Raw genomic sequence first — 14192 nt, 5'->3', positions numbered from 1 at the left:
AGCTCAATCACGAACCGCGTGAATCCTCGCGACAATTCAGGCCGTGAACAGTCGCGCCACCGCCGCCACGTCCTCGTCGGCGCGGGCGACCGAGTCCTGGTCGAGGGTCACACCGACCAGGTAGTCGTCCGGGGAGAGGTGGTAGTAGTAGACGGCGCCCATCTCCACGTCGAGCACCAGCCGGGTCACGTTCCCGACCACGGCCCGGCGCAGGTCCCGGCCCACCTGCAGGGCCAGCAGCGACAGGTCACCGGCGAGGCGCTGGTAGCGGTCCCGCCGATCGGCCACCGTGACGCCCCTGTTGAAGAACGGGTCCAGATCGGGGTGGTCGAGGATGTCGACGGCCCACTCCTGATCACCCATCCGGTGGTGGCTCAGGTAGTGCAGGCCCTGCGGTCGCAACGCGGTGAGCGTCCCGTCCGGCGACGGCGCCCCGATGTGGTGGGGGCGGAACTCGTCCGGCACGGTGGCCGGTGGTGGCGCCGCGTCGTCGCCGTCCCAGCCGCCCGGGTTCTGCGACCGCTGCCGCAGCAGCCGGCGCAGGTCGCCGGCGAGATGCGCGGCGGCCCGGTCGACGACACTGACCCGGCTCGGGTCGGCCACCGGCCCGGTGTCCGCCTCGGGGACGGCGGCGAATCCCACGATGTGCTCGTTGCCGACCACCGAGTTGCAGAAGACCAGGCCCGTACGGGTCTGCACGACAGTCCGGATCAGCGCTCCCGTCTGCAACTCCCCCAGCCGGCGGTGCAGCTCGCTGACCCGGTAGACGAGTTGCGCACCCACCCGGCGGTACACCTCGCGGCGTCGCGACGCGTCCTCCTCGTCCGGAACCGGAACCGACGGGTGGTCGAGCAGGTCCAGTGCGAAGTCGAGGACCCCGCTCGTGTAGTGGGCGACGTGGTAGACGCCGCAGCCGCTGAGCAGCAGCCCCCGGCAGAGGTCCCGTTTCTTCAGAAAGCCCGGGACGTCCTGCTCGGCCGTCTCCTCGACCAGGGCGTCGTGCAGCTCCGGATCCGTCACCTGATCTCTCCCTCAGCCCTGCGGCACATCGATGTCGGAGTCGGTCAGTGCGACGGCACCGGGGGCGCCTTCGCGGAGCGCGCGGATCGCCGCGAGGTTGGCGGCGGCGTCCCGGGTGGCCGGGTGGGCGCGGCCGAGGTAACCCAGGGCTGTCCCGTGCGCCTCCTCCTGCGTCGTCAACGCGGCGTCCAGGTCGCCGCGTGCGGCCAGGTGGCCGGCCTGGGCTGTCGTCGCCGCCAGCGTCCACGGGTGCGCGTCGCCGAGCTTCGCCCGCAGGGGTCGCAGGCCGCTCTCGCCGGACGAGACGGCCTGGTCGAACTCCCCAAGGCCCCGCTGGAACAGGCCGAGGTTGACCGAACAGACCGCGGTGAAGGGATGCTCCGACGCCAGTTTCCGCAGGTAGCCCCGCAGACAACGCGTGGCGTGCTTCACGGCGATCCCGGCGTCGCCGGCCCGGTAGTAGTCGGCCGCGAGGCTGAGCAGGCTGCCGCGGGTGAGCGGGTGGTCCTCGCCGAGGTTCTGGACATAGCCGCGGTACGTCTCCGCGCTGCGCTTCTTCGCCGAGATGGCCAGGCCGAGGCGGCGCTCGGTGACGGCGAGGCTGCGGTTGACCCGCAACTCGTCGAGCAGGCTGCCGGTGGGCAGCTCGTGGATCCGCGCCAGCGCCTCGCGCAGGGTGGCAAGCGACCTGTCGTACTCGCCGACCTCCCGCTCGCACGTGCCGACCTGGCACGCCGCCCGCCAGGTCCGTGGGTCCTCCGGGCCGAAGAGCAGCATCCGGCGATCGCGTTCCTGACGGGCCAGCCGCAGGGCCTCCCGGGCGTCACCGGTGAGCAGGAACGAGATGCCGAGGTTGTTCACCGCCATCCGGGTGTTCGGGTGGTCGTCGCCGACCAGGGAGCGAAAACCCTCGAAGGTGGCCTGGTCCTCGACCAGGGCGTCTTCGAAACGGCCGAGGCCGCGCAGGTCGCCGCCGCGACCCCGGCCGGCGACCAGGGTACGGAAGTGGCGCAGGCCGTAGCGGCGGCGCTGCTCGCTCAGGACCAGCTCGTCGAGCCGCAACGCCTCCTGGTATTCGCCGAGCGCCCGGTTCAGGTTCGCGGTCTGGACGAACAGCCGCATGGTCAACTGGTCGAGTTCCTCGCCGCCGTCCCACCGCTTGCAGGTCGCCGAGGCCAACCGCAGCGCCGAACGCCAGGCGTCGCTGTCGTTGGACAGGAAGAGGTGACGGATCTGCTTGACGACCCAGTGCCGGACCTGCCGGTCGTCGGACTCGAGCGCGCCGCAGGGGACGAGGTGCTGCTGCAACTCGTCGAAGACGCCCGCGTAGCGGCTGTCGTCCGCCTCCGGGTCCGTCGGGGCGTAGCCGGCGAGGCCCCGCAGGACCTGCCGGTGCCGCTCGCCCCGCTCCGGCTCCGGCATGGCACCCCGCAGCAGCACCTGGATGGCGCGGTGCATCCGCAGCGCCGACGCGTGCCCCCAGTCCACGTCGTAGAGCGCGAAGCGCGTGCCCACGGTAAGGACGAGGTCCACCTCGCCGGCGTCGAGCAGCAGCTCGTCCGCGTCCCTGCCGGCGGCGGCGGCGAGCTGGGTCAGCATCGAGGTGGACCGCAGCAGCGGAAGCCCGATGCCCTCCGGGGAGAGGAAGGCGCTCAGCTCGGCGAACCGGATGGCCAGCTCCCCGAAGGGGGTGGCCCGCAGTGCGGCCAGCGTGATCCGCAGGACCCGGGCCACGCTCGAGGTGTGCGACCCGGGGATGCTCTCCCCCAGCTCCTCCTCGGACTGCCGTTCCAGCGCGGCCAGCAGCTCGCGGACACTCTGGCTCACCGCCTCCAGGCTGGGCACCCCGCCGCGCTCCAACGCCAGGGTGCGCTGCCGCATCCAGGCCGTCGCGAGGCGCAGGGCCAGCGGCAGGTGCTCCAGCGCCACGGCGATCGAGCGGGCGTCCTCGGTGCTGATACCGAGGACCCGGCGCAGCATGGCCACGCTCTCGTCGCCGGTCAGGGCGGCGACCTCCAGCGGGGAGGGCAGCCCGGAGGAGCCGTCGTCCCGCGACGTGATCAGGACGTGCCCCACGCCGTCGCGCGGCAGAAAGCCTCTCAACACGTCCGCGTCGTCGGCGTTGTCGTAGATCAGCAGCCAGCGCGGGAAAGCGCCGTCGGGCGCGACGAGCGCCTTCAACGCCGCCTCGGCCGCCCCGGTGCTGTCCACCGCCTTGATCTCGTCGGCGAGCGCGCCGAGGCCGTTCTGCACCGTCTCCCGGTCCTGCGCCGGGATCCACCAGACCACGTCGTAGTCGTACGCGAACCGGTGGGCGAACTCGCGGGCCAGCTCGCTCTTGCCGACCCCCGCGCCGCCGGTGAGGGTCACCGGACCGTCCTCGCTGGTCAGGTGATCGCGCAGCTTTTCCAGATAGTCGTCGCGGCCCACGAACGAGGGGTTGCGGGGAGGCACGTTCACGCGCACCCGCCGGCCGCGGTCCCCCGGGAAGCGCGGCACGTTGCGCCGGTCGCCGACGGGTGGCGCGGGGGCGATCAGACCCAGTTGGCTCAGCAGCAACGACTGCGCCCGGACGCCGTCGGCGCCGCGCACGTCGACGACCTGTTCGGGGGCGAACGGCTCACGCCACGACTCCCCCGCCACCAGGACACCGAGCATCTCCGCCGTGGCGTCGGCGGTGTCCGGACGCAGCCGGGACAGGCCCGTCTCGGCGAGATCCGGCGACAGAACCGCCAGCACCGTGGTGTCCGGGTCCGCATCGGGCTGCTCGCCCTGGCGTACCGGCCGCAGGTGGGAGCGGATGCCGGTGCGGCGCAACTGCCCGGCGATCCAGTCCGCCCACGGTCGGTCGACCGGGTCGTACGCCACGACCGTGTCGCCGAGGTTCTCCGCCTGCTCCAACTGGACCGCGTGCCGGTACCGCCGGCGGATCCGCGCCGGCACCGGGGCTGCCCTGGTGACCTCACCCCCGGTGATCCACCCCGTGATCCGCTCGTACGCGCTCAGCGGGCTGTTCGGGTCGTCCGGATCGTCGGCGAGCACGGACAGCACGTCTTCGAACGTGTCGTAGTTGTGCGCCGGCACCTCCAGGATCCCCGTCGGCGCGGCCCCGCCGGCCGGCTCCTCCAGCAGCCAGGCGAAGGCCTGCCGGACGTAGTCCCGGGACCCTCCGTGCCCGGGGTCGGGAACCTCGTGCAGGGTCGGTGCGGCGAGCACCCGGATTCCGCCGGTGGCCTGCTGCTGCAACTCCTTGGCCAGGCTCGCCGCCTGCTGGACGGACACCCGACGAGGTGGCATGCAGACCACCGCGACGTCGCTGAGCACGGCGGTATGGGTGATCCCCGGCGCGCTCAGGTCCACCGGGGCGTCGATGAGGACGTAGTCGTAGTCGGCCTGCTGGAGCAGGTGTCGGATCCCGATGGCGTCCCCGGTGGGCGGCCCTCCGGTGGTGGCGTCGAGACCGACCATGCTGAAGGTGGCGGTCGAGCCGGACACCGCGTACCGGTAGAGGGTGCCCTGCTCGGGCGGCACAGGCGTGATCACCGTCGACTGGGGCGCCGGCCGGGCGTCAGATGCGGGGGTGAGCACCGCGGCGAGGTCGTCGCCGAGCGTCCGGGCCGCCGGGACGGCGTCCACCTGGACCGGCCGCAGGAAGTCGTACACCCTCGGGGTCTTCGGGCACCAGTCGACGGCGAGCACCTTCTTGCCGCTGCCGGCGAGGATCCAGGCCACGTTCGCGACCGCGCTGCTGCGGCCGGTGTCGTCGGCGGGTGACACGAACGAGACGATCGTGGCGGCCCCCGCCAGCCCATCCTTGTTGATCTTCATCGGTCTCCCCCGGCCCGGGCGGTGGTGCGGGTCGCCGGTGTCACCGCGGCGCCCGTGGGGTCAGTCGTTGCCATCGAGGGCACTCTCGAAGGCTGCGTACTGGTCACCGGCGGCGGCGCGGCGGTCGAGCCGCCCCAGCGCGGCGACGAGGACGCCGTTCGGGATGGCGTCCAGCTCGGCAAGATCCAGCTCGGTCAGGTCGATCAACTCCGAGTGGAGGTCGTCCTCTCCGGTGTCCATCCCCGACCACCGCCTGTCTCCGTGTCGCACCGCACCGGTCGGCCCCACCGCCGGGCCAGACATTGACCGGTCGCCAGATCCGCTGAGTGTGCTCATGATAACCGTGCGCCGCCGCCCCGGCGGACATCCGGACGGCGGCCGGACCAGCTAGGACGGCTCCACCCCGACGCCGGCCGGTCAGCGCGGGCACCCGGAACGTCACGCGTCGATGTATGCTCCACTTTGGTAGGTGGCCCGACCGGTGACCGACAGGACGGCGGAGCGTCTGATGCCCGGACCCGTTGGCAGCCACCGGCCCACACTCGGCACGGTGGCCCGCCCCGCGCCGCCGGGCCCCCCGGTTCCCTTCCGGCAGTTCGTGGTGAAGCTGCACAGCCGCTGCGACCTGGCCTGCGACCACTGCTACGTCTACACGATGGCCGACCAGCGCTGGCGTTCCCGACCCCGGACGATGTCCGCGACGACGCTCGCGCGCACCGGTGAACGCATCGGCGAGCACGCCCGCCGGCACCAGCTACGCCAGGTAAGCGTCGTCCTGCACGGCGGTGAGCCGCTGCTGGCCGGGGTGGCCGGTGTCGAACGGGCCGTCGAGCTGCTGCGGCGCGGCGCCGCCCCGGTGCCCGTGCGGGTGACCGTGCAGACCAACGGCGTCCGCCTCGACGACGGGTTCCTGCGCCTGTTCGACAGGCTCGACGTGGGGGTCAGCGTCAGCCTCGACGGGGACCGCACGGCACACGACAGGCACCGGCGAGGCCCGGACGGCCGGGGCAGCCACGACCGGGTCGAGGCCGCGCTGCTGCGGCTGACCGGGTCGTACCGCCGGTTGTTCAACGGTCTGCTCTGCACCGTCGACCTGCGCAACGATCCGGTCGCCACGTACCGCAGCCTGCTGGCCCACCGGCCGCCGGTGGTGGACTTCCTGCTGCCGCACGGCACCTGGTCGATGCCACCCGCCGGTCGCAGTGCCGACGCGAGGCAGGCCCCGTACGCGGACTGGCTGAGCGCGGTCTTCGACGAGTGGTATTCCGACGGTGGGCAGTCGACAGGCGTCCGGCTGTTCGACGAGATCATCCAACTGCTGCTCGGCGGGTCCTCCCGCCTGTCCGGTGTCGGCATCAGCCCGGTCGCGGTGGCGGTGGTGGAGACCGACGGGGCCATCGAGATGGACGACACGCTCGGCGCCGCCCACGCCGGCGCCGGACGCACCGGCCTGCACGTCGACCGGGACGACTTCGACGCCGCCCTGGAGCAACCAGGTGTCCGGGCCCAGCAGGCCGGTGTGCCCGGGCTCTGCGCGCAGTGCCAGGCGTGCGACCTGCACCGGGTCTGCGGCGGCGGCCTCTACACCCACAGGTGGCGCGCCGGCAGCGGCTTCGACAACCCGTCGGTGTACTGCTCCGACCTGTACCGGCTCATCGGCCACATCCGCCGGACGCTGCGCCGGGACGTGGCGGCGCTGCGGGCGGTGTCCCGGTGACACCGGCCGGGCACCGGCTGCCCGGGGCCGTCCTGGACGCCCTCGCCGCGGGCGGGGGCGGGCCGGGCGCCGTGGACCTGCTGCGCTCCGCCCAGCACAGCAAGAACCTGCTCCTGATCCGGGCGCTCGTCGTCCTCACCCACCGCGTGGACCATCCGGACCGGGCGGCTGTCGAGGCCGCGTACCGGCTGGTCGGTGGCCTGGAGCGGGGCCAGCGCGAGGCGGCGTGGGGCCATCCGCCGGTCGCCTCCTGGGCCTTCGGCACCGCGTCGCTGCTGAGCCGGGGCGAACGCGCCGCGGCGTACCCCGGTCTGCTCGCGGCGGTCGCCGCCGCCGCGGCGGTGCGGGCCCGCGGGGACGCCGACCTGGACGTGCCGCTCGACCCGGCCACGCCGGGCCGGCTGGACCTGCCCGGCCTCGGCACCCTGCGGGTCGACCCCACGGCGACCCGCGCCCACGTGCGCTGCGCCGGCGGGCGCGCGGAGGTGCGCTGCGCCGGGGAGCGGATCGAGATCGGGTACGACCACACGCCCGACCACCGCTGGCGGCCCTACCCGGAGCTGCGGGCCGCCCACGGCGGGCTCACGCTGCGGCTGCTGCTGGACACCGGCACGTGGCGGCACGTGCCGGTGGCGCTCGGGGTGGGCGCCCATCCGATCGCCGGTTCCGTCCGCGACCCCGGCCGCTGGCAGCACCGGCTGCGCGGGGCGTGGCGCCTGCTCGTCGACGAGCACCGGGCGGTCGCCGAGGAGGTGTCAGTGGCGCTGCGGACGCTCGTGCCGCTCAACCCACCCCGGGCCGGGGTACGCAGCGGCACGTTCCACCACGGCTTCGGCGCGGTGGCGCTGTCCCTGCCACCGGACGCCCGCACGGCGGCGGTCGCCCTCGCCCACGAGATCCAACACCTGAAGCTGGCCGCGCTTACCGACCTGTTCCCGCTCGTGGAACCCGGCCCCGACGAGTCGTTCTACGCGCCGTGGCGGCCCGACCCCCGTCCCCTGGAAGGCCTCCTGCACGGCGCGTACGCCCACCTGGGGGTGGCCGGCTTCTGGCGCCGGCAACGGCTCGCCGAACGCGACCGGGCGGCCCGCCAGCACGCCGAGGTCGAGTTCGTCAGGTGGACCCGGGCCGTCGAAGAGACACTGCGTGTGCTTGCCGCGCAGCCCCGCCTGACCCCCGTCGGCAGGCGTCTCGTCGACGGCATGACACCCGTCATCGACAGGTGGGCGCGGGAACCGGTGGATGTCGACGCGGCGGCCGACGCCGCGCGCCTGCTCGGCGCGCACCGCGACGCCTGGGAGCGGGCCGCAGCGCGACCGGCCTGACAGCGAGGTTTGCCGATCTCCTCTACCCTGGGCGGCATGGGGGACGCCAACGAGCAGCCCAACCGGCGCGAATGCTTCGTCATCGCGCCGATCGGCCCGGAGGGCTCCGAGATCCGCGAGCGCAGCGACCAGATCCTCGAATACGTCATCCGTCCGGTGGTCGAGGCCCGCGGATTCCAGGCGATCCGGGGTGACGAGATCGAACGCGCCGGCCTGATCACCTCACAGGTGCTCGACCGGATCATCCAGAACGACCTGGTCATCGCGGACCTCACCGACCAGAACGCGAACGTCTTCTACGAGCTGGCCGTGCGGCACGCACTGCGTAAACCGTTCGTGCAGCTCATGGCGAAGGACCAGCAGCTCCCCTTCGACGTACAGGGCATGCGCACGATCCTGGTCGACCACACAAATTTACGCAGCGTACACACCGCCAAGGAGCAGCTGGGCCGCGCCATCGACTCGATAACCGACGACGCCGACATCGTCACCCCGATGTCGGTCGCCCTCACCCTGCAGGACCTGCGCGGCTCGTCGAGCCCACACGAGACCGGCCTGTCACAGATCATCGAGACGCTGCCGCAGATGATGGACATCCTCCAGGACCTGCAACGGCACATGGGCGGCACCGCCCCCGCTGAACCCTCCGAGGCGGACGACCACCGACGGCTGCGCGGCCTCATCATGTCGCTTACCGACCGTGGGGTGGTGACCGAACAGGACCTCGTCGGCCTGCTCGGCGGGGCCAGCAGCAAGTTCGACAGGTGGGTCCAGCATCTCATCCAGCGCTCCAACGGCGCCGGCTAAGCGTCCCGGTCCGCCAGGGTGAGGCGTCCCTCCTGGTCGTGACGAAGGCGGCCGCTGGCCGGTTGGCTGCGTCGCGGGGTCCCTACGTGCTACGCGGGGCGCTGCCGGCTACCGGCACCCGCCGGCTCGATCACCTGCCGAAACTCCTTCGGCAGCTGGGCCAGCGCGTCCTCGAACTCGACCCGGGTAACAGCCTCACGCAACGTGGTGAGCACCGCGCCGACCCCGGGACCGGCGAGCGCACGGTCGATCTCCGGGTGGTCCGCCACCCGCCGCACGAACTCGTCGAACCCGAACGGCTGGGCATGTTCCTCCCTTCTGTGCGGTGGCGGCTTGCGCAGGTGGTCGTCAAGGCCGTCGGGAAGCTGATAGGCAAGGTCCTCAGCCTGGCCGGCGCTGATCCGATCTGCCAACGTCTCCAATGTGGCGCGGGTGAGCGTCGCCGCCTGATCGGTCGACACCTTCGCCCGTGTGGCCACTGCGTTTATGAAATCATCGTATTCCACCTGATTCTCCTCTCCGGCCCGATCGCGGTCGGACCGCCCGTTAGGTGCGCCCCTGACCTCAATGCGCCGCGTTTCGGCTCGGTGCGTCCTGCCCGATGGCGGCACGACGCGTTTGAACTGGCTGGCCCGTGGGTTCCCGGCGGCGGAGGAAGGATTCCCTGGCGATCCCGCTCGTTGAGCTCGCCCGTGATCCCCAACTGGTGTCGCGCAGCGCCCTGGTACTTCGGCAGCGTGTCCGAACCAGGGGTGACCGTGCCTCATCCCGATCGGGCGAATCAGGAGGGTGGCGAGGCCGGGATCGGTCAGCCTAGCGGTCACCCGACCGGTGGAGAGGACCCGGACGGGAGGCTGATCTTGGTGGACGTCCCCTGAGGCAGGATGTGCGCCATGACGACGCACCACCAGCACCTGGTCTACGGCCACGCCGCCAATCACGACTGCCTGGCCTTCATCGACGCCGCTACCGCGACCGAGGAGGCCGCGGAGATCCGCGCCCTCGCCGCCGCGCGAACCTGGGGCGAGGCGCGACAGGTTCAGATGACCCACCTGTCGCACCCCGCCGGCCCCGACTGCTACGAGCCGGAGGACGGGTACGGCGACGACCAGCCCTTCCACATCGCTGAGGTGGGCGTGGTCGTGGAAGGGTACTGGCCCCCGATGGTCACGACGCGCGCGCTCGACGTCCTGCCGCAGGACCTGCGGGACCGGTACGCCAAACTGGTCCTCACGGTCCACAACGGCGAGTACCTCGATGTTCCTGTCGACTGTGAGGCCGAGCTGGTTGCGGAGCTACGTGAACGCGGCTACGAGGTGACCCGCGACGACGAGCTGATCAACCTGCTCGACGGCGTCAACCTGAGCTCGCTGGCCGCTTGAGGGTTGACGGAGACGCCGGCGTCGCTCGGAAGGGTCCATGGTGGCGGCGCGGCGCGAGCCGGCGTCTCCGTGGCTGGTGCTCAACGTCGGCGCTTGTTCAGACTCGGAAGGCCACCTGGTCTCTCCCGGGTCCGCCATCGGCAGCACCAGCATCCACCGGCCGATGACCCGGGCCAGGCGTTGCGCGGCGGGCAGGTCGGTGGCAACGACGGGCAGGTGGATGACGAACCGCTGGCTCATCGAGTGTGGTCCCGCTCGTTGCGGGCACTGGCCTGATCGGTCTACCAGCGGCGCAGCGTTTCCTTGAGCCGTGCGGCCTCGCGGCGACTCTCACTGAGGGCGACGTAGACAGCGGCCATGTCGACGGCGACCCGGTCGAGGAAGGCGTACACCTCGTCGGGGTTCAGACCGCGACGCCCGAGCCCGGTCGGCGCGAAGCGACGCTCACGCACCTGCCACGACAGCAGACTGGTGTACGCGGTAGAGCGGTAGGTCGCACCACCACTTGCCGTCCCTGGCCGCTGGTTCATGGCGTTCAGGTCTGCCTGCCTTCCTGACGCCGAGAGGCGAGGGTGACACTCGACGCCGCCGCCGAGGCCCTCGAATACAGCCGCCAGAAGACCTGGCGCCTCGAATGCGGCCAGGGCTCAGTCCGGGTGCTCGACGTCAAGGCGATGTGCCGCGCTGTACGGGGTGTCGCCCGAGATGACTGAGGCGATGCGCGGGCTGGCCGTGGAGACGAAGTCGAAGGGCTGGTGGCACGCGTACGGCGATGCGGTGCCGAGCTGGTTCGAGCTGTACGTCGGCCTGGAATCCGCCGCCGCCCACCTCCGCCGTTATGGCAAGTCACTGATCCCTGGGCTCCTACAGACGAAGGACTTTCCGACGACCAAGGGTGGCCGTGCCGCGCCGGAGCCGTCCGTGGTCTACAGCGAGTCGTTGACCGGGGCGCTCTACCTCGACAAGCCTGACGAGTTGGCCGCGTCTGGCGCAAGAGCACCCGCAGCGGCGACAACGGCGGCGACTGCGTCGAGGTCGCCGACAACCTGCCCGACATCGTCGCCGTACGCGACTCCAAGGATCCGGCCGGACCGGCACTCACCTTTCGCCCGACCGCTTGGTCCGCGGTGCCCGCAACAACACGCTGACTAGCTGAAGTTCTACGCCTCGGTGGCCACACAGACGTGGTGACGGCGCTTGCAGTCCGATGCACGGGACCAAACGGCGGGTGACTCGCGGACTGTTCTCACGCAAGACTCGTGCAGTGACTCATCCCGATCCCTATCAGCAGTGGCAGCCGGCGCAGACCGAACACCTACCGGTACCGGTTGCTCAGCAACATCCGGCTCCGGTCCCGACGCAGCCGCTGTACGTTGGACCGCGGGCGGTGCTCGTACCTCAGAAGTCTGCTGGTGCTGCCGTAGCCCTTGAACTGATCCTGGGCCTCTTCGGCATCTTCGGTGTGGGCAACCTGTATGCCGGTCGAACGGCCTCCGGAGTGCTCTTGATGCTGTCGTTCTGGGGGCTCTTCTGGATCAACTTCTTCCTCATCTTCGCCGTCGTCGGCATCGTGACGATGCCCCTGACCTGGATCGCATACCTGGTCCTGGGCCCCCTACTCGCGGCCGGGGGCGTCGAACGACACAACGCCAGCGTTGTCGCCGGCACCCACGCAGCGATCACGCGCTCCTACTGAACTCGGCGCACCGAGCGTCGAGCGACAGGATCTGATCCATACAGCCTGGTGACACTGACCATCCACGTGGGAAGTTGGTCGTTCACCCGTCAACTCTCCGCACTCGCCCGTGGCGGATCAGGGAGGTCACGTGCCGTTTCAGGCGCCCATCACGATCGCCACCGCACTTGAGCGGATGGCGCGGCACGACTACGTCCTCCCCGCCATCCAACGGGAGTTCGTCTGGGGGCCCGACCGGATCTGCAAGCTCTTCGACAGCCTGATGCGTGGGTACCCCATCGGCTCGTTCCTGTTCTGGAAAGTCAGCGGGGACAAGGTCAAGTCCTACACCTTCTACGACTTCGTGCGGACCTATCACGCGAAGAACTCGCCGCACTGCCCCACTCTCGACGTCGAACGCGGCAGGGACGTGACGGCGATCCTCGACGGGCAACAGCGGCTGACCGCGCTCAACATTGGTCTCCGCGGCTCCTACGCCGAGCGGCTCCCGAGGATGAGGCACAACAACCCGCTCGCGTACCCGACGAAGCGGCTCCACATCAACCTGTTGGCCCGCGGCGACGACGACGAGCTGGAGCTGGCGTACCACTTCCGGTTCCTGACCTCTGATGAGGCCAAGGCCCGCGACGAGCACACCTTCTGGTTCCCGGTTTCAGAGATCCGGAGCGTCAACGAGGGTGATCAGGTCTTCGACATCACCGCTCACCACGAGCTGCCCAACGCCGCCGGACGGGTGCTCTTCAAGCTCTACGAAGTGGTGAAGCGGCAGACGTTGATCAACTACTTCGAGGAGGAAGACCAGAGCCTGGAGAAGGTGCTCAACATTTTCATCCGGGTCAACAGCGGAGCGGTCCCGCTCTCGTTCAGTGACCTCCTGCTGAGCATCGCCACCTCTCAGTGGCGCGAGCGCGACGCGCGGGAGGAGATCCACGCTCTCGTCGACGACCTCAACCGCACCGGCCAGGGCTTCAACTTCGACAAGAACAGCGTCTTGAAGACCGGTCTGGTCCTGCTCGGTAAACGGGACATCCGCTTCAAGGTCGACAACTTCGACCGGCACACCATGCTGGCGATGGAAGAGAGCTGGGACGACATCGAGCGGGCGCTGCGGCTGGCCGCTCAGTTGCTCAGCGATTTCGGGTTTTCGTCGGCCACCTTGCCCGCCAGCAGCGTGATCATCCCGCTCGCTCACTACGCGCACCTTCGCCGTCTGGAGACGGGCTACCTGCGGCGTTCGGCCGACGCGTCGGACCGCGACGAACTCCGCCGGTGGCTGCTGCAGGCGGTGGTCAAGGGTGGCATCTGGGGCAGTGGCCTCGACACGTTGCTGTCCGGCCTGCGGGCGGTGTTGGACGCCGAAGCACGCAACGGTTTTCCCCGCGCTTCGCTCGAACGTGAAATGGCCAGGCAGAGCAAGGCCCTCCGGTTCGATCCTCTCGAGGTGGACGAGCTGCTGGACCTGAAGTACGGCGCGACAAAGACCTTCGCGCTGCTGGCACTGCTCTATCCGGGCATCGACGTACGCAACGCGTTCCACGTCGACCACGTGTATCCGAGAAGCAGGTTCACCGCCGCCCGGCTTCGCGCGGCCGGCATCCCGGACGAGGACATTCCCGCCTACCTCGATCGCGTCGACAGGCTGGGCAACCTCCAGCTCCTGGAGGGGACGGAGAACGTCGACAAGCGGGCCGCTCTGCCGTCCGATTGGGTTCGCAGGGCCTATCCCGACCCCGCCGCCCAGCTGGGCTATCTGACCCGTAACGACCTCGGCGACCTACCACCGCTCCCCGAGTTTCTGAGCTTCTACGACCGCCGGCGAACGCTGATGCGCGAACGCCTCCTCGGCCTGCTCGGCGTGGACAGCTCTGCCGTGACGGAAAGGCGGGAACCGACGGAGGACAGCAACGCCGGCCCGCCGACCGGCCACCTCTCGGTCGTGCCGGCGTCCCGGCGACGAGACATCGCCGCCCACATCGGCTCGGCCTTCTTCTCGCAGCCGTCCGGCGCGTTCCTGACGATCAACGAAATCAGGAACCACCGCAGCGAGGAGTACGGCGACGAGTTCCCTTCGGCCGGCGCCATCTCGGCACGCCTCTTTCCGACAACCGGCAGGTGCACCGTGACGGGGGTCGAGCCGGGCGTGAACGAGCGCGGCGTCCGGGGCGCGAGGAAGGTGTAGCGCCAGGACCACGAATGGGCGATAGCGGTCAGCAGCTGCCGAAGATCACTCGTGCATGTTTGTTCCGGCTGGAGAGCCCTGCTACTCGCCTCACCGTCGTCTGCCCAAAGTGGGCAGGCCTGCTGGCAATGCTCGCACCGACGCTGACCATTCGCCATCACGGCACAGGTCACACTTGCGCGAGCCTGGATCTGTGCCCCTGCGGCGAAACGTCTTCCCACAACGCGCGCACTTCACG

General features: G+C 70.5%; 12 protein-coding genes and 1 pseudogene. 8 read left to right on the top strand and 5 right to left on the bottom strand.

Annotation, left to right across the window (positions count from 1 at the left end; all coding sequences use genetic code 11):
- Positions 1-36: 36 nt before the first annotated feature.
- Genes ACFY1S_RS15725 through fxsA form a run of 3 tightly spaced genes read right to left on the bottom strand, consistent with a single transcriptional unit; the run spans position 37 to position 5088 of the window.
- Positions 37-1020: a hypothetical protein gene (locus ACFY1S_RS15725; RefSeq protein ID WP_387117823.1), complete on the bottom strand. Its 984-nt coding sequence runs from the start codon at positions 1018-1020 to the stop codon at positions 37-39.
- Between the two features lie 12 nt (positions 1021-1032).
- Positions 1033-4848 carry an FxSxx-COOH system tetratricopeptide repeat protein gene (gene fxsT / locus ACFY1S_RS15720; protein WP_387117820.1) on the bottom strand — a complete coding sequence of 1272 codons (3816 nt, stop codon included), beginning with the start codon at positions 4846-4848 and terminating at the stop codon, positions 1033-1035.
- A 60-nt stretch (positions 4849-4908) separates the two neighbouring features.
- The gene (gene fxsA / locus ACFY1S_RS15715; protein ID WP_364363719.1) at positions 4909-5088 is read right to left on the bottom strand and encodes an FxSxx-COOH cyclophane-containing RiPP peptide; all 180 of its coding nucleotides are present in this window, start codon (positions 5086-5088) and stop codon (positions 4909-4911) included.
- A 268-nt stretch (positions 5089-5356) separates the two neighbouring features.
- On the opposite strand from fxsA, the gene ACFY1S_RS15710 reads away from it, so the two are divergent.
- The 3 genes from ACFY1S_RS15710 to ACFY1S_RS15700 are packed head-to-tail and all read left to right on the top strand — an operon-like array spanning position 5357 to position 8697.
- On the top strand, positions 5357-6565 hold the full coding sequence (locus ACFY1S_RS15710; protein ID WP_387117817.1) for an FxsB family cyclophane-forming radical SAM/SPASM peptide maturase: 1209 nt from the start codon (positions 5357-5359) through the stop codon (positions 6563-6565).
- Positions 6562-7890, top strand: a complete 1329-nt coding sequence (locus tag ACFY1S_RS15705) for an HEXXH motif domain-containing protein (RefSeq protein WP_387117814.1) — start codon at positions 6562-6564, stop codon at positions 7888-7890. Before ACFY1S_RS15710 ends, ACFY1S_RS15705 begins: the two co-directional genes overlap by 4 nt.
- Before the next feature lie 36 nt (positions 7891-7926).
- Positions 7927-8697, top strand: a complete 771-nt coding sequence (locus ACFY1S_RS15700) for a hypothetical protein (RefSeq protein ID WP_387117811.1) — start codon at positions 7927-7929, stop codon at positions 8695-8697.
- An 89-nt stretch (positions 8698-8786) separates the two neighbouring features.
- Here ACFY1S_RS15700 and ACFY1S_RS15695 read toward each other — a convergent pair whose 3' ends face one another.
- Positions 8787-9203, bottom strand: a complete 417-nt coding sequence (locus ACFY1S_RS15695) for a DUF2267 domain-containing protein (RefSeq protein ID WP_387117809.1) — start codon at positions 9201-9203, stop codon at positions 8787-8789.
- Between the two features lie 387 nt (positions 9204-9590).
- On the opposite strand from ACFY1S_RS15695, the gene ACFY1S_RS15690 reads away from it, so the two are divergent.
- The gene (locus ACFY1S_RS15690) at positions 9591-10079 is read left to right on the top strand and encodes a hypothetical protein (RefSeq protein ID WP_387117806.1); all 489 of its coding nucleotides are present in this window, start codon (positions 9591-9593) and stop codon (positions 10077-10079) included.
- 281 nt (positions 10080-10360) lie between these two features.
- Here the strand turns inward: ACFY1S_RS15690 and ACFY1S_RS15685 are convergent, their stop codons facing one another.
- Positions 10361-10609 (bottom strand): DivIVA domain-containing protein, encoded by a 249-nt coding sequence (locus ACFY1S_RS15685; RefSeq protein ID WP_387117803.1) that lies wholly within the window; start codon positions 10607-10609, stop codon positions 10361-10363.
- Positions 10610-10651: 42 nt separating this feature from the next.
- Here ACFY1S_RS15685 and ACFY1S_RS15680 point away from each other — a divergent pair, with 42 nt between their 5' ends.
- The 4 genes and pseudogenes from ACFY1S_RS15680 to ACFY1S_RS15665 all read left to right on the top strand — a co-directional run bounded on the left by ACFY1S_RS15680 (position 10652) and on the right by ACFY1S_RS15665 (position 13954).
- Positions 10652-10792, top strand: a complete 141-nt coding sequence (locus tag ACFY1S_RS15680) for a hypothetical protein (protein WP_387117800.1) — start codon at positions 10652-10654, stop codon at positions 10790-10792.
- A 264-nt stretch (positions 10793-11056) separates the two neighbouring features.
- A pseudogene (locus tag ACFY1S_RS15675) lies at positions 11057-11227 on the top strand (DUF397 domain-containing protein); the annotation flags it as partial.
- 116 nt (positions 11228-11343) lie between these two features.
- Positions 11344-11775, top strand: coding sequence for a hypothetical protein (locus ACFY1S_RS15670; RefSeq protein ID WP_387117797.1), 432 nt, complete (start codon positions 11344-11346; stop codon positions 11773-11775).
- Between the two features lie 130 nt (positions 11776-11905).
- Positions 11906-13954, top strand: a complete 2049-nt coding sequence (locus ACFY1S_RS15665) for a DUF262 domain-containing protein (protein ID WP_387117794.1) — start codon at positions 11906-11908, stop codon at positions 13952-13954.
- Positions 13955-14192: the final 238 nt, after the last annotated feature.

It is taken from the genome of Micromonospora sp. NPDC000663 (genome assembly GCF_042898105.1).
In the GTDB taxonomy this organism is placed as follows: domain Bacteria; phylum Actinomycetota; class Actinomycetes; order Mycobacteriales; family Micromonosporaceae; genus Micromonospora.
This window is presented reverse-complemented; position numbering and strand designations above follow the sequence as displayed.

Bases quoted from the DNA above. Each gene is read 5' to 3' on its own strand.
- ACFY1S_RS15710 (WP_387117817.1), top strand. From the start codon at position 5,357: ATGCCCGGACCCGTTGGCAGCCACCGGCCCACACTCGGCACGGTGGCC.
- ACFY1S_RS15690 (WP_387117806.1), top strand. From the start codon at position 9,591: ATGACGACGCACCACCAGCACCTGGTCTACGGCCACGCCGCCAATCAC.
- ACFY1S_RS15700 (WP_387117811.1), top strand. From the start codon at position 7,927: ATGGGGGACGCCAACGAGCAGCCCAACCGGCGCGAATGCTTCGTCATC.
- fxsT (WP_387117820.1), bottom strand. From the start codon at position 4,848: ATGAAGATCAACAAGGATGGGCTGGCGGGGGCCGCCACGATCGTCTCG.
- ACFY1S_RS15685 (WP_387117803.1), bottom strand. From the start codon at position 10,609: ATGAACCAGCGGCCAGGGACGGCAAGTGGTGGTGCGACCTACCGCTCT.
- fxsA (WP_364363719.1), bottom strand. From the start codon at position 5,088: ATGGACACCGGAGAGGACGACCTCCACTCGGAGTTGATCGACCTGACC.